This is a genomic window from Runella sp. MFBS21, from assembly GCF_029433105.1.
Classification (GTDB): Bacteria; Bacteroidota; Bacteroidia; order Cytophagales; family Spirosomataceae; genus Runella.
Window position 1 is genome coordinate 455203 of sequence record NZ_JARNTW010000003.1, and the last position, 25953, is coordinate 481155.

18 protein-coding genes are annotated in these 25953 nt (G+C 41.5%); 9 read left to right on the plus strand and 9 right to left on the minus strand.

Annotated elements, in window-relative coordinates; all coding sequences use genetic code 11:
* The first annotated feature begins 86 nt into the window (after positions 1-86).
* The 7 genes from P1X15_RS09345 (at position 87) to rsgA (ending at position 11686) form a co-directional block, all read left to right on the plus strand.
* Positions 87-4400 (plus strand): CusA/CzcA family heavy metal efflux RND transporter, encoded by a 4314-nt coding sequence (locus P1X15_RS09345; protein ID WP_277337881.1) that lies wholly within the window; start codon positions 87-89, stop codon positions 4398-4400.
* A 54-nt stretch (positions 4401-4454) separates the two neighbouring features.
* A complete protein-coding gene (locus tag P1X15_RS09350) occupies positions 4455-5612 on the plus strand; it encodes an efflux RND transporter periplasmic adaptor subunit (protein ID WP_277337882.1) in 1158 nt (385 codons plus the stop codon).
* Between the two features lie 62 nt (positions 5613-5674).
* Entirely contained in the window at positions 5675-6256 is a 582-nt protein-coding gene (locus P1X15_RS09355) for a peptidylprolyl isomerase (protein WP_277337883.1), read from the plus strand.
* Positions 6257-6325: 69 nt separating this feature from the next.
* Positions 6326-7963, plus strand: coding sequence for a hypothetical protein (locus P1X15_RS09360; RefSeq protein ID WP_277337884.1), 1638 nt, complete (start codon positions 6326-6328; stop codon positions 7961-7963).
* A gap of 119 nt (positions 7964-8082) precedes the next feature.
* Entirely contained in the window at positions 8083-9291 is a 1209-nt protein-coding gene (locus P1X15_RS09365) for a DegT/DnrJ/EryC1/StrS aminotransferase family protein (protein ID WP_277337885.1), read from the plus strand.
* A 90-nt stretch (positions 9292-9381) separates the two neighbouring features.
* A complete protein-coding gene (locus P1X15_RS09370) occupies positions 9382-10461 on the plus strand; it encodes an iron-containing alcohol dehydrogenase family protein (protein ID WP_277337886.1) in 1080 nt (359 codons plus the stop codon).
* 301 nt (positions 10462-10762) lie between these two features.
* Positions 10763-11686, plus strand: coding sequence for a ribosome small subunit-dependent GTPase A (gene rsgA, locus P1X15_RS09375; protein ID WP_310586012.1), 924 nt, complete (start codon positions 10763-10765; stop codon positions 11684-11686).
* 66 nt (positions 11687-11752) lie between these two features.
* On the opposite strand, the gene P1X15_RS09380 is transcribed toward rsgA, so the two are convergent.
* From P1X15_RS09380 to P1X15_RS09405, 6 genes are all read right to left on the minus strand, one after another.
* On the minus strand, positions 11753-13450 hold the full coding sequence (locus P1X15_RS09380; RefSeq protein ID WP_277337887.1) for a RagB/SusD family nutrient uptake outer membrane protein: 1698 nt from the start codon (positions 13448-13450) through the stop codon (positions 11753-11755).
* Between the two features lie 40 nt (positions 13451-13490).
* Complete coding sequence (locus P1X15_RS09385; protein WP_277338068.1) at positions 13491-16571, minus strand: TonB-dependent receptor; 3081 nt, start codon at positions 16569-16571, stop codon at positions 13491-13493.
* A gap of 388 nt (positions 16572-16959) precedes the next feature.
* The gene (locus P1X15_RS09390) at positions 16960-17343 is read right to left on the minus strand and encodes a hypothetical protein (protein ID WP_277337888.1); all 384 of its coding nucleotides are present in this window, start codon (positions 17341-17343) and stop codon (positions 16960-16962) included.
* 145 nt (positions 17344-17488) lie between these two features.
* Positions 17489-18094, minus strand: a complete 606-nt coding sequence (gene recR / locus P1X15_RS09395) for a recombination mediator RecR (RefSeq protein ID WP_277337889.1) — start codon at positions 18092-18094, stop codon at positions 17489-17491.
* 189 nt (positions 18095-18283) lie between these two features.
* The gene (locus P1X15_RS09400) at positions 18284-19123 is read right to left on the minus strand and encodes an AraC family transcriptional regulator (RefSeq protein WP_277337890.1); all 840 of its coding nucleotides are present in this window, start codon (positions 19121-19123) and stop codon (positions 18284-18286) included.
* 144 nt (positions 19124-19267) lie between these two features.
* Positions 19268-19558, minus strand: coding sequence for an ATP-dependent Clp protease adaptor ClpS (locus P1X15_RS09405; RefSeq protein WP_277337891.1), 291 nt, complete (start codon positions 19556-19558; stop codon positions 19268-19270).
* Between the two features lie 102 nt (positions 19559-19660).
* On the opposite strand from P1X15_RS09405, the gene P1X15_RS09410 reads away from it, so the two are divergent.
* The gene (locus P1X15_RS09410) at positions 19661-21136 is read left to right on the plus strand and encodes a sodium:solute symporter (protein WP_277337892.1); all 1476 of its coding nucleotides are present in this window, start codon (positions 19661-19663) and stop codon (positions 21134-21136) included.
* A 25-nt stretch (positions 21137-21161) separates the two neighbouring features.
* Here P1X15_RS09410 and fbp read toward each other — a convergent pair whose 3' ends face one another.
* Together fbp and P1X15_RS09420 are read right to left on the minus strand one after the other, a co-directional pair.
* The gene (gene fbp, locus P1X15_RS09415; RefSeq protein ID WP_277337893.1) at positions 21162-22160 is read right to left on the minus strand and encodes a class 1 fructose-bisphosphatase; all 999 of its coding nucleotides are present in this window, start codon (positions 22158-22160) and stop codon (positions 21162-21164) included.
* 164 nt (positions 22161-22324) lie between these two features.
* Positions 22325-23218 carry a fructosamine kinase family protein gene (locus P1X15_RS09420; protein ID WP_277337894.1) on the minus strand — a complete coding sequence of 298 codons (894 nt, stop codon included), beginning with the start codon at positions 23216-23218 and terminating at the stop codon, positions 22325-22327.
* 78 nt (positions 23219-23296) lie between these two features.
* Between P1X15_RS09420 and P1X15_RS09425 the strand changes: the two genes are divergently transcribed.
* Positions 23297-24493, plus strand: a complete 1197-nt coding sequence (locus tag P1X15_RS09425) for an anhydro-N-acetylmuramic acid kinase (protein WP_277337895.1) — start codon at positions 23297-23299, stop codon at positions 24491-24493.
* A gap of 56 nt (positions 24494-24549) precedes the next feature.
* Here P1X15_RS09425 and P1X15_RS09430 read toward each other — a convergent pair whose 3' ends face one another.
* Positions 24550-25806: an aspartyl protease family protein gene (locus P1X15_RS09430; protein ID WP_409049678.1), complete on the minus strand. Its 1257-nt coding sequence runs from the start codon at positions 25804-25806 to the stop codon at positions 24550-24552.
* Positions 25807-25953 lie beyond the last annotated feature (147 nt).

The window sequence follows — 25953 nt, forward strand, 5'->3', positions numbered from 1 at the left end:
ATAAGTGTGCCCATCTGATGCTTCTTGCGGCGGCATCTTCTTATTGATATTCCTTCTTTTCTCATTTTATTTATCCAAAATCAATCATGATTGATTCATTGATTCATTATAGTATCAAAAACAAACTAATTATTGGGTTGGCGATACTTACGCTCATCATTTGGGGTGGTTATTCTTTATCACGTTTACCGATAGATGCCGTACCCGACATTACCACCAATCAAGTGCAAATCCTCACCCTGACGCCCACTTTGGCGGCCCAAGAAGTAGAGCAATTTGTGACCACGCCTATTGAGCTATCGCTGGCCAATATCCCGGATGTAACCGAAATTCGTTCCGTTTCTAAATTAGGGCTTTCGGTAGTGACGGTTGTTTTCAAAGATGACATTGACATTGTAAGAGGCAAGCAATGGGTATCTGAGCAACTCAAAATGGTAGAAGCCGAAATCCCCACGGAGTTTGGCAAACCAATGATTGCCCCTCTCACGACGGGCCTCGGCGAAATCTATCAATATACGCTTGCTACCAAAGAAGGCTTTCATGAGCGCTACGACCTTACCGAGCTAAGGACTATCCAGGATTGGATTGTAAAACGCCAATTAGCTGGTATAGAAGGCGTTATTGAAATCAGTAGTTTTGGCGGCTTTGTCAAACAATACGAAGTAAGTGTCAACCCCGAACGTCTTCGCGCTCACAATACCACGCTACCAGAACTTTATACCGCTCTTCAAAACAACAACGCCAATACGGGAGGCAGCTACATTGAGCGGGTCGGGCAGGCTCAATTTATCAGAGGCGAAGGCGTAGTAAAAAGCCTAACCGATATTGAGCAAATTGTGGTTAAGAACAACAATGGAATTCCATTACTGGTACGCGATGTTGCCTCAGTGAGCTTTGGCCATGCCAATCGATTTGGGGCTCTCGTCAGAAATGGGGAAGGCGAGGCCGTAGGCGGTATCGTGCTGATGCTCAAAGGTGCCAACTCAGCCAATACTGTCAATGCCGTCAAAGAACGAGTAGCACGTATTCAAAAAACCCTGCCCGAAGGCATTGAGATTGTGCCGTTTATCGAACGTACCAAACTCATCAACAAGACCATCACTACCGTCACGGAAAACCTACTCCTTGGCGGGCTTATCGTGATTGTAGTTTTGGTGATGCTCATGGGAAGCTTACGGGCGGGTTTAGTAGCGGCTTCGGTGATTCCGCTAGCGATGCTGTTTACCATCGGAATGATGAATACCTTCGACATATCTGCCAATCTGATGTCGCTAGGAGCCATTGATTTTGGGGTGATTGTGGATGGAGCGGTGATTATTGTAGAAGCTATTGTACACCGTTTTCAGGTATGGTACGAAGAAAACAAACAAAATAATGTAGATGACCCCGCCGAACGTGACAATATGGTGTACGAAACTGCCAAGCGCATTCGGACCTCAGCAGCTTTTGGCGAAATCATCATTTTGATGGTGTATTTACCCATTTTATCGCTCGTAGGTATCGAAGGAAAAATGTTTAAGCCTATGGCGCTGACGGTTGGTTTTGCCATTTTAGGTGCTTTTATTTTGTCATTGACTTACGTACCAATGATGTCATCGTTGGTAATGGGTCGAAATCTGCACAAGCATTGGACTTTTTCGGAACGAGTACTGCACTGGCTTTATCGCCGCTACGAGCCCATGATTCGTTGGTCGCTGCATTGGAAAAAAACTACCTTAGGAATCACCGGAGCTCTTTTTGCCATTGCCCTTTTGGTGTTTTCTCAGCTCGGTGGGGAGTTTGTACCTACGCTCGATGAAGGAGACCTTGCCATTGACTTCCGCACGGCCTCGGGCACTTCACTCACCGAAACCATACACGCGGCCAATAAAGCTCATCAAATTTTGAAAAAACACTTTCCCGAAATCCAGCAGATTGTAGGACGAGTGGGTGCTTCTGAAATCCCCACCGACCCCATGCCCATCGAAATGGTAGATCAGATGATAAACATGAAAGATATTTCGGAATGGAAAAATGCGAAGAATCGCCAAGAAATGTCCGAAAAGATGGCAGATGTATTGGCCAAAGAGCTTCCCGGTACTAGCGTCGAAATGACACAGCCTATTCAGATGCGCTTCAATGAGATGATTACGGGAGTGCGGTCGGATGTGGTCGTCAAATTGTTTGGAAATGATTTGGAAGTGCTATACGAACGCGCCAATGCCGCCGCCAAAATCATCGAAAAAGTGGAAGGAGTAGCGAGTGTACGCGTCGAGCAAATCGTAGGTTTGCCGCAAATCAGTATCGCTTACAACCGCGCCAAAATCGCCCAATATGGTCTCAATATTGCTGATCTTAATCGACTCATCAGAGCAGGCTTTGCGGGCGAAACCACGGGTACAGTATATGAAGAAGAACGCCGTTTCGATCTCGTGGTACGCTTGGATTCGCTTCATCGAAAAGACATCGAAAACGTACGACAATTGCTTGTACCCCTCCCTTCAGGCGGAACGGTGCCTTTGGCAGAGGTAGCTTTGATAGATTTTCGTAAAGCACCAGCGCAGATTTCGCACGAGGAAACCCGCCGCCGTATTACCATTGGTATAGGTGTACTCAATCGGGATGTTGAAAGTGTAGTCAAGGATGTAAAACTTCAAATTGAGAAAAAAGTGGCTTTACCATCGGGTTATTTTTACACTTACGGTGGAGCCTTCGAAAACCTTCAACGTGCCAAAGATCGCCTTAGTTTTGCGGTACCTTTGGCCTTATTTTTAATTTTTGCTTTACTGTATTTTACCTTCCATTCCCTCAAAGAGTCGTTGCTTATTTTCACGGCCGTACCGATGTCGGCCATTGGAGGCATTTTTGCACTTTGGCTACGCGATATGCCCTTTAGTATCTCGGCAGGCGTAGGATTTATTGCTTTGTTTGGCGTGGCGGTATTGAATGGGATTGTATTGATAAGTTATCTAAATGATTTAGAGAAGCAGGGTATTACTGATGTATATGACCGAATCATCAAAACCGTAGAAGTACGTTTTCGGCCTGTACTTATTACCGCTACCGTGGCATCGTTGGGCTTCTTGCCGATGGCTATTTCCAACTCAGGCGGAGCCGAAGTTCAGCGCCCGTTGGCCACGGTAGTGATAGGTGGTATCTTGTCAGCCACCTTACTTACTTTGGTAGTATTGCCGGTATTATATGCATTGTTTTCGGTAAAAAAAGATAGTTCCTCTCCCAAAATAGGGCTTACGATAGTGGTATTGTTGGTAACAATAGGAATCGCCAACGCCCAAACATCCCCACCCCTTTCGCTCAACCAAGTGATAGAACGGGCCACTCAACAAAACCTCTCCCTCAAAACCGCTCAACTCAATTTAGAATCGCAACAGGCCCTGGTAGGCTCCGCATGGGCCATTCCTAAGGTATCGGTTGATTTACTCGCTGGTCAAGTTCAAGCACGTCCCTTTGATTATACCCTCAATGCGGTTCAGAGTTTTGAACCTTTTGGGGTGTATCGAAGCCGTGAAAAAGTTTTGAATCAACAAGTAAATGTTGTAAAAAAACAGCAACAAATTCAGCGTAACGAGCTTATTTTCAACATCAAACAACAATACTATCAACTACTGTATTTGTATCGTCTCCAACATCTTTTACAGGCGCAAGATAGTCTTTATCAAAAAGCCGTAGAAGCTACGAATGTAAGATACCAGACAGGCGAAGGAAGCCAATTAGAAAAAGTAGCGTCTCTTACCAATCTACGAGAAGTTCAAAATCGGGAGGTCATTTTAAAACAAGAACTTCAAACTTCTTACCTCAATCTACAAGCGTGGGTTTACTCAGATGAACCCTTACAAATAGACACTACTTTGAGTTTGCAACGCTATGCTTCGGTGGTGGAAGGGAATAATCTTTACGTAGCCTTGGCCGAAGCTGAAAGCCAGCTAAGCCGTAATTATATCGATCTCGAACGCGCCCAGCTCAAGCCCGATTGGCGCATGGGAGTAGCCAACCAATCCATCGAGGGGAGGTTAGGATTTAGTTATGTGTCGGGAGGTATTGGCATTCCTCTCTATACCAAACCTCAAAAAGCACGCATAGAAGCTGCTCATCTCAATGAGCAAGCCTCTCAAAATCAACTCAAAGCGATCACTTTTCAGACAGAAACGCAAATCAAAGTGCTACGACAAGTGCTCAATCAAATTCAAAACACCCTCCAATATTATGAACAATCGGCTTTGCCACAAGCTGATTTGCTGATACAAACAGCCTACAAACAATTTCGACTAGGAGATATTGAATACATCGAATTTTTTCAGAATACCCGACAAGCATGGCAAATCCGTGAAGCGTACTTAAACGAACAGCTTCGTTTAAGCCAAAAGCTCATTGAACTGGAAAAATGGCTCGGAATAGAGTGAGTTTTCTCCTAAAAGTATGATTCAACTTAAGAAATGATTTAATATAAAAATACCATGAAAATTTCCTCTCAATTCATACCCTCTCCTAAAATGATTTGGGCAAGCACCAAAAATACGCTCCTACCTATCTTCATTTGTCTTTTGGGACTAAGCTGTACCAAACCCGACACTAGCCAAACTGAAGAACCTTCTGCCAATAGTTCAGAACTTCGTCTTACGCCTGAGCAAGAAAAAAGTTTTGGGATTACATTAGGAAGTTCTCAAATCCGTACGGTATATGATGCTATCGTACTCAACGGAGTCGTCGAAGTCCCCCCTCAGCAGGCCGCCTCGGTGAGTTTCCCATTGATGGGAACTGTACGTAGCATTCATGTTTTAGCAGGAAGTCAAGTCACAAAAGGTAGTACACTTGCGACCATTGAAAGCCTCGAACTTATTCAATTACAGGAAGATTATTGGAAAACTGTAGGACAACTTCTATTTGCCGAACAAGAACGCCAACGCCAAACGACCCTCACTCAAGAAGATGTAGGAGCCAAACGAAAACTTCAACAAGCCGAATCTGAGGTACGAGTATTGGAAGCAAGCAAACAAGGTTTAGAGGCCAAGCTACAACTTATTGGCCTTGACCCACATAGCCTCAAAACCAACCAAATCGTTCGCAGCATCGCGTTACGTTCTCCGATAAATGGTGTCGTAAAACTAACCAAAGTTAACATAGGAGCATCAGTCGGAGCAGGAGAAGCACTTTTTGAAATTGCAAATCAAGTGAATGCTCGCCTTGTACTGAAAGTATTCGAAAAAGACTTTCCCCAAATCAAGATAGGGCAAAAAATCGTGTTTCAGGGTGGTTCGGGAACGATTACTTCTATAGGCAATTACTTTGACCCTACAAGCCGTACCGTAGATGTGTATGCTACCATACAAGGGGGGCGTGTTATTTCTGGGCAATATATCAATGCCCAGTTGGAATCTTCGCCCCGCCAAGCGGATACAGTACCTGAGATGGCCTTGGTACGTACTGGCGAGACGGCCCATGTTTTCATCAAGACTGCGCAGGGCATTTACAAACCTATAGAAGTAAAAGCGGGAGTTTCACAAGATGGATTTGTAGAAGTCATTTTTTCGTCAAAGCCTAATGCCCCTATTGTGCTTAGTGGTGCACAAACCCTTCAAGCAGAGCTTACCAAAGGCGCAGGTGAAGAAGAATAGTCTATTTTGATTTAAATATGTTTTTACTATTTTTGACAACTTCATCTTGTTAGAAAAACCCTATGCATAAAACTCTTTTATTGCTCGCCCTTGCTGCTGTACTTGTTAGCTCAAACTACAAAGAAAAAACCTATGCTGTAGGTCAAATCAAAACCAACATGGGCGAGATTCTCTTTTGGCTCTATGACGAAACTCCCAATCACAAAGCTAGCTTCATTAAGCTCGCTAAACAAAACTATTGGGACACCCTGACTTTCAATCGGGTCATCAACAATTTTGTGGCACAAGGAGGCTGCCCCGATACCCCTGCCGGATTTTCGGATTCGCCTTATTTACTAAAACCCGAATTCCGTAAAAATATCCGCCACATATACGGAGCCGTAGGCGCAGGCCGCGACAACAACCCCGAAATGCTTTCGGCGGGATGTCAGTTTTACATAGTTCAAAACAAAAATGGCTTATCAAGACTAGATGATAAATTTACCGTATTTGGGCAAGTATTTAAAGGAATGGACGTAGTAGATGCCATAGTAGCGGTCAAAACTGATTCTACAGATACGCCTTTTACTCCCATTAAACTCGACGTTAATGTATTGTATCTAAACGCCGACCAGCTCAAAGTAAAAGGCTATACTCTCCCCTAATCCCTTGTTTTTTACTCGTCAGAAATTCCACAAAGCTCTCAGATAGTTTTTTTGTTTTGATTAATTTCTATGTTATCTTTCTTAAAAAAGTACAGACTTTTATTTAGTCTGATTCCCGTAGGTTTATTTATAATTGCCATTTACCCCAATCTTATCAATCTCCCTACTGGTGATGATATTTACACCATGGAGATTTTTAATCAGCTCCAAACAGCTCCTACTTGGTGGAATAAGGTTCAACTTTTGTTTTCGCAACACAACGAACACCGTATTTTGGTAACTCGGCTAGTAGCGTTGCTTCAATACGCTATCAGTGGGTACGTTGATTTGCGGTGGTGGATTATTGTCGGCAACCTGTCTCTTTTATTGATTGCTTGTCTATTTTATAAAAATATCGCCTCCGATTCTTGGCTCTTTCTCCCCATTGTCTTCATCATCATTTGCCCAGCTTCTAATACACTAGCTGCGATGCAAAATGCCAATTTATTTTCTGTGGCTTTTGGGCTAGCTTCGCTACATTTCGCCCTCAAAAACACCAAGCCCTCCTTTGATTTCTATGCCTTCTTGTTTGCTTTTCTAGCCATTTTTTCCAATGGTGGAGGCTTTGTCAGCTTTGGACTGATGGGTTGCATCTTCTTATTTCAGCGTCGCTATCAATTACTCGCCATTTGGGCCATTTATGGGCTTATCATTTTTACGGGTTATTTCTGGAATTATGAGAAAATATACCGACATCCTACCACTGAAAAACTCTTTGAACAAATCCCCAAAGCAGCACGCTTTTTAATAGCCTTTGCGGGCAGTATTGCGTTTTCACCACGATTGGCTAAAATTACTGGAATTGTTTTTCTGGGATTATTTGGGTACATCATTTACCGGCGCTATTACCTACGCAATCCTTTCATATTTCTATGTTTTACCTATGGCATTGCGATGACATTTCTGACTAGCTTGACGCGCTACGAGCATGGATTTAATACGGCTCTTTCCGAACGTTATTCGATTTATTCAATGCTTATGTCGGCTTGTGCTATTGTGATTGTCTATGATTTTTTAAAAGAATCACCCCGCAGTCAAAATTATGCGCTCATTGGTTTTTGTATCCTAAGTATTTTACTCAATCTCAAATATGTGACACTCAAACTACGCGACCCTGAAGGGACAAAGCTTAAGTTATTGACCAAAATGGAAAACTATCGCCTCAACGATTCCGGATATACCTGCGTCGAAGTTAGTATTTTGCATCGCTTGGCTCAAAATCGTTTTTATGACTACCCTATTACGCAGCCCATCCACCCCAAGAGTTATTATGATAGTCTCAATCGCCCATTATTACCCCATATAAAACTACGGGTAGATAGAGCCTATGTAACAAACAAAAATATTAACCTGCGTTGTACATTTCTATCTCCTGTTGATGCAGCAGCCCAACTCAAGAAAATTGGCCTTAAATATTTATTTATTCATAACGATGACAGTCCATTGGATTGCAGTCACAACGAATTTACTAATCCTAACAACGACCAGACCATGATACTAGACATGGAACTGGAAAATGACCGTCACCACTTAGACTTTCCTCAATTTGAGGTTATACTCCCTAAAAAACACTTTTGGAAGGGAAAATACGCCTTGTATTTTGTTTTTCTGACAGATTCTCCCGTCAATTACCGCCCTGTTAAAACTAATGTTGCCTTCCGTTTATAGAGCAAAAAGTTATTTGGCTACGCATTAAAATCACTAACTTTGTGGTTCTAAAGAACTTGTCGTTCGGGACAAGTTCTAATACGTATACTGTCAACTATAAACTGTCAATACAATAACACATGCCAGGAACTGAACTATATGGCGCCGAAGAGCGCAAAGAAATCAATGACGTACTGGAAACAGGAATATTCTTTCGTTATAACCACGACGCTCAACGCAATAATATCTGGAAAGCCCGCGAAATGGAAGCGGAAGTTTGTAAAGTAGTAGGGGCTAAATATGCCCATGCTGTCTCAAGTGGTTCGACAGCTATTCAGACAGCTCTTGTAGCCGCTGGAATTGGAACTGGTGACGAAGTAATTGTTCCTCCTTTTACCTATATCGCTTCAGTAGAAGCCGTTTTGATGATTGGTGCTTTGCCAGTTTTTGCAGAAATCGACGAAACACTTTGCCTCTCTGCGGAAGGAATTCGTAAAGCCATTACTCCTAAAACCAAAGCAGTTTGTTTGGTACATATGTGTGGCCAAATGGCTGATATGGATGCCATTATGGAGCTCGTCAATGAACATAACCTCATTTTGGTTGAAGATGCAGGACAAGCCATGGGCGCTAGTTACAAAGGAACTTTTACTGGTCTTTGGGGTAAAACGGGGGCGTACTCATACGATTTTTTCAAAATTGCTACCGCCGGTGAAGGAGGTGTATTTGTGACAAACGACGAGCAAGCCTACAAATTTGCGGACAGTTATGCCGACCACGGCCACGACCACATCGGAAGCAACCGTGGCATGGAACAACACCCAATCATCGGGTTCAACTATCGTATCTCTGAGCTTCACGCAGCTGTTGGTTTGGCCCAAACGCGCCGTGTACCGTACTTAGTGCAGAAAAACAACGAGCACAAAAAGTGGTTGATGAATCGCCTTGCCAACGTGCCTGGGGTTTCTTTTGCGCGCATCCCCGATGCTGAAGGAGATTCTGCTACGTTTTTGAATTTACTGCTCCCCGATACCGAAAGCGCACAGGCAGTTGTAGCCGAACTGAACGCCACAGGAGTGGGTGGTTTCAACTACTGGTTTACAAATATGTACCATTTCATCAATCAGTGGGATCACCTCAAAGAAATGCGTACGGCGAGTAAATTAGCGGTTCAAGTATTGGGTGCTCCGCAAGATTATGCTAATCTTGATTTGCCAAAGTCGCAAGAAGTAATCGGTCGTCTCATTTCGTTTGGTGTACGTGTTACGTGGACGCAAACCGAACTTGAAACCCTTGCCAATAACCTAGAAAAGGCGATTCGTAAGGCAATGGCAGCTTATACATGCTAATGTCTTTTCTCAAAAGTATTTAATCAATGGTAATCAGCACGATTAACGGATAACCATTAACAAATAATTGTGCTCTGGCACTAGGAATTTATGCATAAAAATTTCAAAGGAATCGAAAAAACCGTTTTTGGACGGGGAAGTTTTAGCCAATTGGGTGAAATCATCGCCCCACACCGTAGCGAAAACAACGGCTACATGGTGTTTATTATTGACAACTATTTTAAAGGTAAAGAACTAGAAAGCCGCTTGCCCGTTCAGCCTGAGGATACCGTTTATTTCATTGACGTTGACCCACACGAGCCTACCACCGAGCAAATTGACACCTTGCGCGATGAGATTTTGGCCAGTAAAGGTCTTCCGTCGGGTATCATTGGAATCGGAGGTGGAGCCATTATGGACATTGCAAAATGCGTATCGCTGATGGTAACCAACGAAGGCTCTTCTACCTTATACCAAGGGTTAAACCTCATCAAAAAACCAGGCATTTACCACGTGGGCGTTCCTACTATTTCGGGAACTGGCGCGGAGGTTTCGATGACGGCCGTGTTGACTGGCCCTGAAAAAAAATTGGGTTTAAAATGCGAATGGACGGTTTTTAACCAAGTGGTACTTGACCCCGAGTTGATTGCGACCGTTCCGCGCGACTGGTGGTTTTATGTGGGGATGGATACCTACATTCACTGCATCGAGTCAGAAAATGGGCAGTTCAACAACGCTTATTCGCACGCTTACGCCGAGCAATCGATGAAGCTTTGTCGGGAGATTTATTTAGGCGAAAACAGTGGACAAACTGCTGAAAACGATGATAAATTGATGGTAGCATCGTTGATGGGTGGTTTGAGCTTAACATACTCAGAAGTAGGTATTTGCCATGCTATTAGCTACGGGCTTTCTAAAATTTTGGGAATGCGCCACTGTTATTCCAACTGCATTGCGTTCAACCACTTGGGTGATTTTTATCCTGAGGGCGTAGCGGAATTTAAAGAAATGGTTGCCAAACACAATATCACACTACCGCAGGGATTATCGAAAGACTGGACAGATGAGCAAATCACAGCGATGGCCCATGTCTCGTACAAGCTTGATCACATGTGGAATCATGCAGTAGGATATGATTGGAAAGAGAAAGTAACGATTGCAGACATCGAAGCGATTTTTAGAAGATTGTAATTTACTAACCTTAATAAGGCTCAAAACCTTATTAAGGTTAAACTTTACCACAATAACCTGGGGAAATATCTTGATAGTTTTGAACCCAATCGATGTTATCATATATTCAATCATGCCTAGGCTAATAAATTTAATGGAACTTTAAACAATGCAACCTTTTTCATAATTAAAAGGTATAAAACCTTATAATAGATTTATCAATTTGAAAAAATCAGGCAAAATAAAAGCACCTCCCGTCAAATTTCAAACCAAAAGCGCAGCTGCTATTGCCAAACGAACCGAAGAAATAAATGCTAATTCTTTGAAAGGCTTGGTGATTCGTTCAACAGGTTCTTGGTACGACGTTCGTGATGAGGAAGCAAATATTTGGCGCTGTAGGCTACGGGGAAAATTCAAATTTCAGGACTTAAAAGTGACCAACCCCGTGGCCGTAGGGGATCGTGTATTTTGGGAAATTGAAGATGAATCTTTACAAACAGGCATCATCAATGACATCGAGCCACGAGCCAATTACATTGCTCGTCAATCCGTCCAAAAATCAGCACATTCGCATTTATTAGCTGCCAATGTTGATCAAGCTATTATTGTAGCTACCCTTACCTTCCCACGCACATCGTTAGGATTTATTGATCGTTTGTTGGTAGTGGCAGAATCGTTTCGAATTCCAAGTACCGTCATTTTTAATAAACAAGACCTGTTTGACGATGAAACGAAAGAATACCAACATCAGCTGATTGAGCTATATCAAGGGCTAGGTTATACGTGTTTCACTACATCAAGTGTGACAGGCGAAGGAGTAGAGCGTTTTCGAGAATTACTTTCTGGAAAAATTTCTGTATTGTCGGGGCATTCTGGAGTAGGAAAATCAACGCTAGTGAATGCAATTGCTCCTCATTTAAATTTACGCACCAACGAAGTGTCCACTTTTGCTAACAAGGGGGTTCATACCACCACTTTTGCTGAGATGTTTGAATTGGCTCCTTCTACGTTTATCATTGACTCCCCTGGTATCAAAGAGCTAGGACTGTCCAATATAGATCCAGAAGAGGTTAGCCATTATTTCCCCGAAATGCGCGATTTATTGAACGAATGTCGTTTCAATAACTGTCTTCACATTGATGAGCCAAAGTGTGCTGTCAAAGAGGCAGTAGAAGCTGGTAGTATTGCGCTAAGTCGCTATGAAAGCTACTTAAGCATGGTGGCTGGACAAGACAATCGTCGATAACTGAATTGAGTCATAAACAAAAAAGGCGCGTAACGCGCCTTTTTTGTTTATGATTTAAGAGTCCTACTAGTACCCTGTATTTTGCCCAAATACTGAAACTCCCTCAGCATTTTTTGCACTACGGTCAATCTGTGTTTGTGGGATTGGACGTAGATTGTGAATCGGTTTAATGTTAGTTGCAGCTTGAGGATTGTATAACTTAACACGCTCAACCAAAAGGCCCCAACGTTTCAAATCCAACCAGCGGGTCTGCTCTCCAGCCAACTCACGGCCCCGCTCTTCGATAATTTGTTCAAAATTCATATCTGCTTCTTTGATAAGCATCGCATCTTTTTTACCTGGCCAACCCGCGCGATAACGCACTTGGTTGAATGCAGCTACGGCTTCTGCTTTATTTCCTGACTGCAAATAAGCTTCTGCTTGCATCAATAACACGTCCGCCAAACGGAACACAAAGTAATCGCGGCTACCTGCTTCATACGTTAAGTCAGGACGTTTTGTATCGAAGAATTTTTGCAATGTTGGGAAAAGTGCCTCATTATACATACTCGGTACCAATACTTGGTATTTTTTAGCAGCGCGTTGCGCTTTTGTCCATTCTACGCCTGGAATAAAGATAGCAGTATCGCCAGCCGCAAAGTTTAGCTTGGTTTTAGAGTCATCAAAAGAGGGATTTAGATTCGAACCTGGATTATTTGAAAGCCATGTATCTCTAAAGGTCTTTTTGTAACGTGAGTCATTAACACGGTCAGCAAAAAGCGTGTTCAACAAATAAGACGTAGGACGAAGACGCTTAAACGGACGTCCATAGAATACATCACGCTTCATACCAGGCTGCACGTCATACTGCATTCCAAAAAATAAGTGAAGGTTATTACCACCGTTGGTCGCACCAGTGTTGTTTGTAAGGTTTGTCAACGGGTCTGATGTGTATTGCACAGCAAAGACCACTTCACTATTCACTTGATTGTTTTCATCAAAAACACTAGCAAAATCATCTAATAGCTTAAATCCATAAGCTGTAGTCACTGTTTTACACAAGGCTGCTGCTTTGGCAAAATCGTCAGAAGCTTTAGAAGCTGAGTATGCTTTTGCTAAATAAACCTTTGCCAACAATGTTTCGGCAGCAGGCTTAGTAGCACGTCCATAATCTGAAGATTGGGCTTTTGCTTCCAAATCAGGAATTGCCTCATTCAAATCTTTGATAATTGCCGCATACATTTCAGCATCAGTAGCTCTTTTGGTGTCCTTAGTAGGAGCAAGTGTTTCTGTTAACCTTAAATCCACCCCGCCAAATTGTTGGTGTAGGATATAATAGTAATGCGCTCTCAAAAACTTAGCCTCTGCTACTCTCAGTTTTTTAATAGCATCCGAAACACTAGCAGCAGGAGCTCTTTCAATCACTGCATTACAAGTATTGATACCACGGTATAATTCATCCCAAGTATTGATCAAATAATCAACCGTAGGCTGTAACTGAGTATCATAAAAGTGAAAACCCTTATAACCCCCATCCGCACCTGTGGCATAAATATCAGTACCATACTCAGTAAGCGTAAGCCCTTGCTGAGTTCCATAGTAATACCTAAGTGAAGAATAAGCCGATTTTACAGCATCTTCAAAACCCTTAGGGGTATTCATGTAGTTGTTACCAATTCCCGAAATGACTTCTTCATCCAGTAAATCTTTACATGATTGTGTTGTCAACAACAACGCCACAACCCCAAAGATTTTAATGGGTTTTATTATATTATTCAATTTCATTGTCGTAAATGTTTTAAAAGTCTTTGTTTAAAAATCTAAATTAGAACCGAACGTTCAAACCCACCGTTGTAATAGATGTGGCAGGAACAACGTTTGAGCTAACCGATGTTGTACCATTACCCGACGAAGTAATTGTTGCTTCAGGGTCAATTCCATTGTACTTGCTACGGTATTCAGACCAGATTTTTGGTTGTTGAATACTCACGTACAGACGTAGCGACTCTAACTTCAATTTGTTAGCAACACTTTGTGGAACCGTGTAACCAAAGTTAACATTTCTTAATTTGACGAATGTCCCATCAAAATAAATCAAGGTAGTATTGTATTGAGGGAATTCTTGGGTACTGAATGGACGAGGGAACTCATTCGTTGGATTGTTTGGTGTCCAATAATCCACTTTGATTTGTTGGTAACGACCAGCCAATTGGTTTCTATCTTGGTGGAAACCACTTACAATCATGTTACCAAAACGGCCAAATAAGAAGGCTGACAAATCAAATCCTTTGTAAGAAAAGCGTGTTGTAAATCCTGCACTAAAGTTAGGAATATCCGAGCCAAGTAATACCCTATCCAAGGCGTTGATGATACCGTCTCCATTCGTATCCTGTACTTTTATTTGGCCTACACCTGCGCCAAGTGGGTTCGCTTTATCGCCTGGATAGAACTTCGCTGCTTCTTCTTTCTCGCTCAGCTGCCAAATTCCTATTTTTTTATAATCAAAATAGGAATTTAGAGGTTGGCCGATAAACCAACGGTTTCCTAAGTCATCCACTTTTCCGTTGTAAAGTGAGATAATCTCTTCTTTATTTTTGGTAAACGTGAAGTCTGTTGTCCATTTAAAACCACTTGCCGTATTCACATTGACAGTAGTAAACCCTAACTCAATCCCTTTGTTACGCGTTTGACCAACGTTACGAGTTACCGCACCAAAACCAATTGAACCTGGCAACTGATCAGACAAGAGTAAGTCGGTTGTATTTGTTTCGTACAACTCCAATGAACCTTGGATACGACCTCTCAAGAAACTAAAGTCAACCCCAATGTTAGCTGTAGCAGAAGTTTCCCATTTCAAGTCAGGGTTTCCTATGGTATTTGGACGGTATCCAAAGGCCGCAGTTGTTCCCCAAGCATAAGCGGTTCTTGTCAACAACCCTTGTGTTTGGTAAGGTGCCACCCCTTGATTACCTACTTTACCCCATCCAGCACGTAGTTTCAACAAGTCGATCCATTTTACACCTTTCAGGAAAGGTTCATTACTGATATTCCATCCCAACGCAATACCAGGGAAGTTACCATACTTCGTATTCTCACCAAAACGGCTAGAACCATCGCGGCGAATCGTAGCTGTCAAAAGATATTTATCATTAAAATCGTAATTGATACGAGCCATGTACGAGTTAATCGTCCATTGAGTCAAGCCACTACTTACGCCCAACACTGACGCCGCGTTTCCAAGGTTATAAAACTGCTGCGTTTCAGCAGGAACCCCTTGTACATCAGCTGTGTATCTTTCAAAATTATCTCTTTGGATAGATTGAAGCACCGTTGCGCTAAAGTTATGTTTTTGAGCGAACGTTTTATTGTACGTTACGATGTTCTCCAACGTCCAGTTGAAACCAAAATCATTACGTGATGAAGCCTGTGGATCCCCTAACTTACGCGCGTTGGTAGCAGCACCAATAAAACGTCCCCAACGTGAAATCGTAAAATCGGGGCCAAAGTTCACTCGATACTTTAAGCCTTCTAGAATTTTAAATTCCGCATAAATACTATTGAAGATCCGATACTTTTTGGTATTATCTACCTGAGCCCCTGGTACCACCTCCGCCAATGGGTTGGTCAACAAGGCATCGTTAGTAGGTGAGAAAATGATATTACCGTTGTCATCATAAGGACGCGCCAGTGGGTTTTGCTGAATCGTAAAACCATAAGGGTTCAGGTTTTCGCCATTTCTGATACTATACATCGTATAAGATGAAAGACCCACTTTCAACCACTTATTAACACTATGGTCGATATTAGCTCTCAATGAAATACGGGTATAATCTAATCCAGCAGTAATCCCTTTATCTTGAAAATAACCTCCTGAAATGTAAAACTGAGTTCTATCATTTCCGCCTTGTACACCCAAGGAGTGGTTTTGCATAGCTCCGTTTCTTAAAAGCAAATCCTGCCAATCGGTATTTGTACCAGCGGCTAAGCCCTTCGCTACGGCAGGGTCACCGCCCAATACTGCAACTTTGGCATCGGCGGCAGCATCGGCTACTCCTGTAGGTACAGGATTTCCAGCAGCATCTTTATAACCGTTGGTAGCACGATAGGCTTCACGAACATACTCCGCAAATTCAGGTCCACTAAACAACTGAATTTTATCAAGAGGTTTTGAAACACCTCCATAAGTATCAAAAGTAACCGTCGTTTTTCCTTTTACTGCACCTCTTTTGGTTGTAACAAGCACTACCCCGTTTGCACCTCTGGCTCCATAGATAGCAGTAGCAGTAGCATCTTTCAATACTTCCATAGAAGCTACATCACTTGGGTTCAAATCTTCATACCCAGCTGACAAAGGAATTCCATCTACTACATAAAGCGGGTCGTTTCCTGCATTGAATGACCGACGACCACGAATCAAAATCTTAGGTACTGACCCAGGTCTCGAACCCGACTGTGATACGTCAACCCCAGCTACACGTCCTTGCATAGCCTGACCGATACTGGTGATAGGCATCTCTTGGAGTTGTTTGGCAGTTACTTGCGAAATAGCCCCTGTCATTTGGCTTTTCTTCTGTGTACCATATCCTACTACTACTACCTCATTCAGGGTTTTTTGGTCAGTTGTAAGTGTGATATTAAAAACACTACTTTCGCCAACTACTATTTCTTTTTTTTCAAAACCAACCGCTGAAAATACTAAAACAGCTTTATTGTCTTTTACTGTTAGTTTAAAACTCCCTTCTCCATCGGTGTTGGTACCAGTAGTAGTACCTTTGACTACCACACTCACGCCTGGTAAAGGCGAACTGTCTTCTGAAGAAATAACTTTTCCACTAACAGTCTTGTCGACACTCACGGTAGTAGTAGACCTACCACCACTTCCATTGGTGGGCGGCGTATACGCCATTACTGATGATGCACTCAGCACCACAGTTGCAGCCCACACACTACACAAAGTAGAGATTTTCTGCATGATGTTAAGAAAATTTAGATAAATTAAGTGAAGTTAAAATGTAATTATTTCGGGTTTAAGTACTACAAATCACAGGTTAATATTTGTTCGAGTTTAGGGTTAATTAGTAAATTTCACAAAGGTTAGTTAAAATTATTTTATGCAATCGTTGTCGGGAACGTTCCCGAAGTAGAAATTTTAAGACTTAAAATTGACTATTTTGAAGATTTAATTCTGTCGAGTACTATACAAAGATTGATATTTTCTTGTATCTTTTAGTATTTTTCTAACAAGAATTAAATACTATTATGCTAAAATTTATCTTTGAGGTTCCTAAAAAGTGTTATTTTAAGTAAATTTTCCAAAGCACGAGCCCTACTAGTACCACTCCTGCTAAAAGTGCTACGAGCCAACGAACCAAATAAAAAACCGATGCAAGGGGCTTTACTCCCTTATCTAGGGGGTCTATTTCGGGGATTTCATTGACAGATTCCAAAACTCGCTGCCATAATGAACGCACTTCTCCATTGGACAGACCTTCGTACATATTCGATACTTGATTGACGAGGGTCCTAGCTTGGGCTATTTCATGAGATTTGTAAGGATGATTTGTAAGCCATACTTGCCAAAAATTACTCAACTCTACATCGTCGGGCTGTTGTACCCACTGGATAAACAGCGGTTCAGCGGCGAAGTCCTCAACGGTGTAATGAGCAAAGTTTTTCATCTGATACTTTGGCGAGTCTCTATAGAGTTTATGTGATGAAGAAGAGACCAACCGGCACATTCTACTGACATAAAGGCAATTTTTTTATCCGGTACTATCCTGTAATTGGAGTCAGTAGAAAGCTAAAATTGATACTATCAGCCAATTAATCATAATTAATACGGCTTACGATGCTTCGACCGAGTGTTATTTCATCCGTATATTCGAGGTCTCCTCCAATCGGAATCCCCCGGGCGATAGTCGAAATTTTTAGAGAAAGAGGTTTTAGTTTTTTTTGTAGATAAAAAGAAGTAGTATCGCCCTCCATCGTTGGGCTTAATGCCAAAATAACCTCTCGTACTTCGGAGGTTTGACTAAGTCGTTCTAAAAGAGATTCTATTTTCAAGTCACTAGGTCCAATTCCCTCAAGAGGAGAGATAATTCCCCCTAAAACATGATAAAGACCGTTGTATTGTCCTGTATTTTCGATAGCCAGTACATCTCGACTATCTTGCACTACACATATGACAGATTGGTCTCTTTTGGGGCTAAGACAAATACTACAAAGCTCTCCGTCAGAAATATTATGGCACTTTTTACAATAGTGCGTCTGAGTCCGAACCGCCACTAAAGCATCTGCAAGCGCATGGGTTTCTTTTTCAGTACGTTTTAATAAATGTAAAACAATTCGTAAAGCGCTTTTCTTACCAATTCCAGGCAATTTAGAGACCTCACCAACAGCTTCTTCAATAAGTTTAGAAGGAAAATTCATAGATAACTCAGACGACTACACAAAATTCTCTCGCAAAAATACAAATTGCTACGCGAAAAGCACTCGTAATCTTGGAGTTTTCTTTATTCACAATACAGTTTTAAATAGATATAAATTATGGAATTTATAACAAAATCGAATAAAAATTTCCGAGACCTATAACTAATTTCATTCACTTTATTAAGAGACCTAACCTACTGTTTTGTTTTTTTTATACCGTAACGGTGTCTGTCCAAAGCTCTTCTTAAATTGTGTAATAAATTTCACCGAATTGGCATAGCCTAGCCGCTGAGCTACTTCTGCTACATTCCATTTTCCTGACTTCAACCATTGGCTAGCCTGCTGCATACGTCGCTGCTGATAGAATTGATAGAATGGCATCCCAAAATGTTCCTTAAACAGATATTTAAATTTGCTTTCACTCATACCCAACTCTTGACTCAACTCCGCAATTGTAGGAATTGGCTTTCCAAATTCACTCATGTAGTTTTGGACAATCCAATCCATTTTTAGTGAGTCATTTTCTAATGACGAAGTGTTTTTGAGAATCTCCCAAAAACTACCTAAATAATTAAACAATAGACTTTTGAGCAGAAGACTATTGGCAGTAGGCACATAACTTCCCGCTCTAAACAAAGAGGTATGGTGTTGAAGTGAATGAAAAAAAGAGGGAAACGGTGGAAAATCATAGGGGGAATTTCTTAAAGATTGTAAATAAAGTGCTACACCATTCTCCTCCAGCCATTTTGTAGTAAAAGATATTTTGAGTACCTGCCCGGCCCCTACCCTCTTCAAAGGTTCCATTTCAAAAGATTTACCTCCAAAAGACAGAAATTGCGTTTTTATTTGATATTCCAAAGAGCTTTGAAATACCTTCATCGGTGCTAACGAATCCCACAATATAACCTCATTGGTTGCCACCGAAAACGTCGTTTTAGAAGTCACACTCACAAATTCGACCTGCAACCCTGGCTCCAGGTTTAGCATAAGAGCAGTATGAAGTAATTCATCTTTGAGTTTATTTTTCATGTTAAAAAGGGCTAGAATGGTGACAAATACGAAAAAAAGGCAATCATCTTATTGATAATTGCCTACCAAGTTTATGCCTTTTTTTTAAAAAATATACCTAAAAGACTTATTGGATAATATTATGAACTTATAAAACTATTTCTATCAGGAAATAATTTCAGCCGAAATCCCCCTTCTACAAATCTCTTCTCTCATCGGGACAAGTTCTTCCCAAGAGCCATTTTTTACTCGGCACTTCCCCTTATAGTGAATAATGATAGTACATTGTTCGGCTTGTTCAGGCGTATGATTGCAGACATCCATCAAAGTTTCAATGACCCAGTCGAAAGTGTTTACATCGTCATTGAAAACTAACAAACTATACAAAGCCGCATCGACCACGCTCTCTTCAATTTCTTCTACTACGTCTATCTCGGGCATTTCAAACAGTTGCATTGGGTAAAGATTATATTATAGTTTATAAACACTTGTAACAAATTTACAAAAAACGTTATAGGTTTGCAAAACACAAAATGTTTTTAACCATTTTCTTAGCTTATGAGCCCTTTTATAGCCCTTACGATTCTAATTGTTTATTTTACTATTTTGATTTTGATTTCCATTTATACTTCAAAAGGGGCTGATACCAATGCTTTTTTCAATGCAAATAAGCAATCCCCTTGGTATTTGGTCGCTTTTGGAATGATTGGTACTTCCCTCTCGGGTGTCACTTTTATTTCAGTTCCAGGAGCAGTTGGCAAAATTCAGTTCTCTTATTTCCAAGTCGTGCTGGGTTATATTTTAGGGTATCTATTTATCGGTACTGTACTTATGCCCCTTTATTATCGCCTCAACCTTGTCTCTATTTATACTTATTTAGAACAGCGTTTTGGGTTTTGGTCATATAAGACAGGTTCTGCCTTCTTTTTACTCTCTCGTACCCTAGGTTCCGCCGTAAGACTCTATGTGGCGGCTCAGGTGTTGCAGCTTGCCATGTACAATGGTCTGGGTATTCCTTTCGAAATATCGGTATTGATTACGATTGCCTTGATTTGGGTCTATACTTTCAAAGGTGGTGTCAAAACAATCATCATCACAGATACGCTTCAAACTACCTTCTTGGTGACGGCAGTGGCCCTCACTATCTATCTAGTAGCCAAAGAATTGAACTATTCTTTTGGAGGTATGGTCAGTGCCATTTCGAATAGCGAATATTCCCGGATTTTCTTTTTTGATGACCCTAAAGACAACAAATATTTTTGGAAACAATTTCTATCAGGTGCTTTTATTGCGATTACGATGACGGGTATGGACCAAGATTTGATGCAAAAAAATCTTACTTGTAAAAACATCGGAGAAGCCCAAAAGAATATGTTTTGGTTTACGATTACTCTTACTTTTGTGAACCTGATGTTTATGAGCCTCGGCGTGCTACTTTATTTCTATGCCCACACCAAAAATATTGCTCTACCTGCCAAAACCGACGATTTGTATGCGATGCTTGCTCTCAATCATTTTGGGGTCAACGAAGGTACTGCTGGCCTGATTGTGGCTATTACTTTCTTGATAGGAATCACCGCTGCTACTTATGCTAGCTCCGATTCGGCGCTTACGGCTCTTACGACTTCTTTTTGTATTGACTTTATGAACGTTGCCAACAAACCCGAAGCCGAACGCGCCCGCATTAAAAACTGGGTTCACATTGGCTTTTCGGTCTTGTTTTATTTTGTGATTGTGCTTTTCAACCGCCTCAATAGCAAAGAAGTAATTACGGCCATTTTCGACATAGCAGGTTATACCTACGGGCCTTTGTTGGGATTATTTGCGTTTGGGCTTTATACCAAGCGCCCCATCAAAGATACACTTGCACCCGTGATATGCGTGGCAGCTCCTATTTTGACTTATATCCTCAACCAAAACTCGGAAGCGTGGTTTGGCGGTTACAAAATCGGCTTCGAACGGCTCATGCTCAATGGCTTTTTGGTCTTTATAGGTTTATTAATTATCTCTAAACCCAAAAAGCGAATCAACTAAGTACGAATTAACCATTTAGCACAACTCACATCAGATTGGTAAGTTCGGTCACCATTGCATCAGCACCTATATAAAGTGGAGCGCGCTGATGCAATGATTCGGGTATGACCTCCAAAACTCTCTGATAGCCATTGGAAGCCTTGGCACCAGCCTGCTCTGCAATCATCGCCAAAGGAAAACACTCGTACATCAAGCGAAGTTTTCCACTAGGGTCTTTGTGGGTAGGAGGATAAAGATAAATTCCCCCTTTAAGCAAATTCCGATGAAAATCGGCTACCAATGACCCAATATATCTAGCCGCATAACCACGTTTGCGGCATTCTATCAAATACTCTCGCACAAAGCTGTCGTAGCTATTATAGTTTCCTTCATTGTAGGAAAATATCTTTCCGTCAAAGGGGCTACGAATAGCGGGGTGGGATAATATAAACTCCCCCAAAGAAGAATCATAAGTAAATCCTGCCACGCCGTTTCCGGTTGTATACACCAGAATCGTAGAAGATCCGTAAAGAATATACCCTGCTGCTACTTGCTTGTCTCCTCCTTGCAAAAAATCCTCCAATGTAGGTTTTTCGCCCAAAGGAGATACTCTTCGATAAATCGAAAAAATAGTACCAATCGAGACATTCACGTCAATGTTAGAAGAGCCATCAAGAGGGTCTATTGCTACCACATACTTGCTTTGATTGTTGCCAGTATAAATGATTTCGTCTTCTTCTTCCGAAATAATCCCACATACTTCACCTCCATTGATAAGCGCCCTTATAAATCGAATATTGGCCACTACATCTAGTTTTTGCTGGGCTTCCCCTTGTACATTGTTGGTCCCAAAACCTCCCGTAATATCTATCAATCCGGCACGATTGATTTCTCGATTGATTATTTTTCCAGCCAAACCAATATCCCTCAGCAACTGAGATAGCTCCCCTGTCGCAAAAGGAAAAGCATTTTGGTTGTGCATAATATAACGGTCGAGGGTTACACCTACTGGAACAGCAATGCTCTGTGTAATAGTAGTCTCCATGATTTTCGGGGGGGTTGAGATAAAGACCTAACGATGATTTTACACAAAACTATGAAAAGTTATATTTTTACAGTCATCTTCGAATAAATAAATAATTTTAAAAATATTAGAAATATACAATTTGTTTTATATTCCTAATATCTTGTATTTTTTCCATTTTGCGGTCATTTTGAGCTTCCAACAAATCGGCGCACAAGTCGTTCGATAGGTGGTAGGTAACTTTTGCCAAACAGATTAACATGTACCAAGAGCGGATATAAATTATAAAGAGGGATACGACTTTGAAAGTTGGGGGTAAGTCGATATGATTCATTATAGGATTCATAAAACTCATCATCAAAACCTCCAAATAGGTGAGTAAAAGCGATTTCGGCTTCTCTCAAGCCATAATAGGGAGCTGGGTCAATCAGGCATACATAACCATAAGGGTTGGAAAGGAAATTGCCAGACCACAAATCTCCATGGAGTAAAGACGGTTTTTCGTTGGGTAGGAGACTAGGAAGCAAAGGGTAAAATTGCTCAAAACAATCTCGAAGATACGGAGTAATCAATCCATTGTACAATGCCAATCCTACCATAGGGCGAAGTCGTTTTTCTACAAAAAAGTCAATACCATTTTCATAGTATTGATTTTGTTGCTCTAAGGAGCCAATGTAATTATCGAAAGATAATCCAAAAGAAGAGTGCGTATGAGAATGTAAAATAGATAATGAACGGCCAAAATCTTGCCAAAAATCTGGCCGCTGCCCGCCATTTTCGATAAACTCCAACACCAAATATGATTTATCGTTATATTCTCCAAATCCTAATACTTCTGGAATACAAAGAGCGTTTGTCTGCTGAAGAAGCGCGAGACCTTTAGCCTCTTTCTCAAACATATCTTCGTGCTCGGAGTGATTGAATTTAATAAAAAATGTACTTTCGAGGGTCGAAACACGTGCTGCGGTATTGATACTACCTCCCGATACAAACCTTATGTCTGTGATCTCCATAGTGAGCCCAAAGGTTTTAAAAAGTATGGCCTCAAAAAATTGATACTGCTCAGCTGCATTCCACATAAGTGTATCGTCAAACTTAAATTTAGCGTTATGAAAAATACCTATCTTTAATCCTTAAGAATATCTATCGTTTTTCCCATGAATCCAAACCTAACAAAACTTTTTGAAATCGCCCAAAAGCCCGAAAAACGAATCATCGGGCTGATGTCGGGTACCTCTATGGATGGTCTGGATGTGGCACTTTGTCGCATCGTAGGCAGCGGAGTAGATACCGATTTGACTTTAGAGAAGTTTGAAACTGTTTCATTTTCTGAAGATATCAAAGATGAAATTCGAAAAATCTTTGCTAAGAAAGAAATCGACTTTCAGCATCTTTGTTTGCTCAACCCTTGGATAGGCCAACTACACGGAAAAATCGTACTTGATTGTTTAGACAAATGGGGCATTCTTCCCTCGGAGATTGACATTGTAGCAAGTCATGGGCAAACTGTCTTTCATGCCCCTCAAATCCTACATCGACTTTCTAAATACCCCAATGCTACCCTCCAAATAGGCGACGGAGATCACATAGCTGTTAAGACAGGAATTATTACGGTCAGTGATTTTCGTCAAAAACATTGTGCGGCAGGTGGCGAAGGTGCTCCTTTGGCGGTATATGGAGATTATTTTATTTTTTCAAAAAAAGACGAAAACCGTATCATGCTCAACATGGGCGGTATTGCCAATTTTACGTACCTACCCGGTACGCTTAGTTCTGAAGAAGTATTTGTGACTGATACGGGTCCTGGCAATACACTCCTTGATGCTTTTATGCGTAAGTTTTTTAATCGCCCCTATGATGAAGGTGGCAAAGTATCCCTTAGTGGTAAAGTTCATCCTGAGCTGCTCAAATGTCTAAAAAAAGACCCTTTTTTTTCGGGGCCTTTTCCCAAAACTACGGGACCAGAGCTATTTAGCCTTGATTATGTGCGTTTGGCTCAACAACGTAGTCAAACCACTTCCCTTGCTCCTGAAGATCTTATGGCTACACTTACTCGATTTTCGGCCGAAACCATTGCTGAAGCCATACAGCGCGTGTGTTTGCCGGATCAGCAGTATCATCTTTATTTGAGTGGAGGAGGGATGCACAATCCTGCCTTGATAGCTTCATTACGCGAACTTCTGCCGGATTTTCCGATGGCTAGTACAGATACGCTTGGGATTTCGGGCGATGCCAAAGAAGCTGTTTTATTTGCGATTTTGGCCAATGAAGCCTTGTGTGGCAAACATACCGATTTTGGAAGTAGAGAAGGTGTACCGAGTGTCTCGATGGGAAAGATTTCATTTCCTTTTTAAAAAAGTTTCGCCCCAAATTTCCAATTTGATTTGGGGCGAAACTTAAATCTATTGCATCATATCATACGTTTGAGTTGAAATTTTACAAACTGAATTGAGCCGTTTCGTCTCACAAGAAGGCTGATTTCTTTTCCTTCTCCTTTCTGAAGAATTTTATATATTTCACTTATTATCAAATCATTAGAAGACCTATTGTTGATAAATAGCACTTCATCTCCCTCTTGTAAGCCTGCTTCCCAGGCAGGTGAATCTTCTACGATTTTATCAATATAATATCGGCGAAAGTCCTCGCCTTTGGCCCTAACCTCCATACCACTCATATCATGCTCAAATGTCTCTTTCAAACGACGCTTAACGGGCTTCAAAATCATGTAGCGGTCGGCATAGTTAAAAGTTACTTTGAAGCGGCGAAGCAGTTCACATCCAATGTTGCCGTGACGTTCGTCTCGTGCAGAAAGCTTCACGCCAAAACTCACACTATCTGGAAAAGAGGCCAATACATTTTCTAACTCATATTTACCAAAACGTACTTTATCAATTCTTCCCAAACTTCCATTAATGACCCCATTAAGGCCACGACCTAGTTGCGCTCGAAGTACTTTCTGAGGAAGTTGGATTTTGTTGGTAGGTGTTTTGTCAATCAATAAGGCGTGTCCCGCACCCGTATCTATCACCACTCGGATGGGAAGCTCCCGCCCTCCTTCTACCAATGCGACCACATCAGCATAAGGCTTGGTGTCTTCGATTACGATAGGATAGCGCTCCCCTTGTTTGCGACGGTATTTATAGATTTCAGGCCGTACCAATACTAGCTCCCTGTGCAGGAAGTCAATGGTTACGACAAAACTGTTGAAAACATCATACCCAAAAATGCCATCAATCGGCACGCCCACATATTCAGATAGTTTCAGGACATCTTCGTCAAGCACTACCATATTTTGGTGGGTAGCCTTCATCTTACTCATTTCGATGGTATTGCCGATAGCCACAGAGGCAGTGAGTGCTTGCCCCTCTCCCGCACCAGTCAGCTGCACTTTACGAGTAAAATGGAATTTTTGTTTTTTGATGGCGTCAGGATTTGTAATGAGCACAGAGCTCACTCCGGTATCCAAAATGAAATGGAGCGTATCAGAATCATTCACCTTTACAGGCACAACGATGAGATTAGCGTGCATTTCAAAAGGGATTCGGGTAAATTTAGAATTACCCGACAAAAAATATCCGAACCTGTCGTCTTTTTTGCGAGCCTTCTGGGCAAACAAGAAAAAAGGCAACATGGATAACAAGGCCAGTTGTAGATAACGTCGCGCCATAGCTTTATCCCCTAAAAATTCGTAGGCTGTTAGTAAAGATATACTTATTTCTTAGAAAAACAAAAAATATACCCAAAAAAGTGCCGTTTTCAATTAATTTATTCTTGCTAATTTCGCAACACTTTTCAAGTACAAATGCGGTAAATT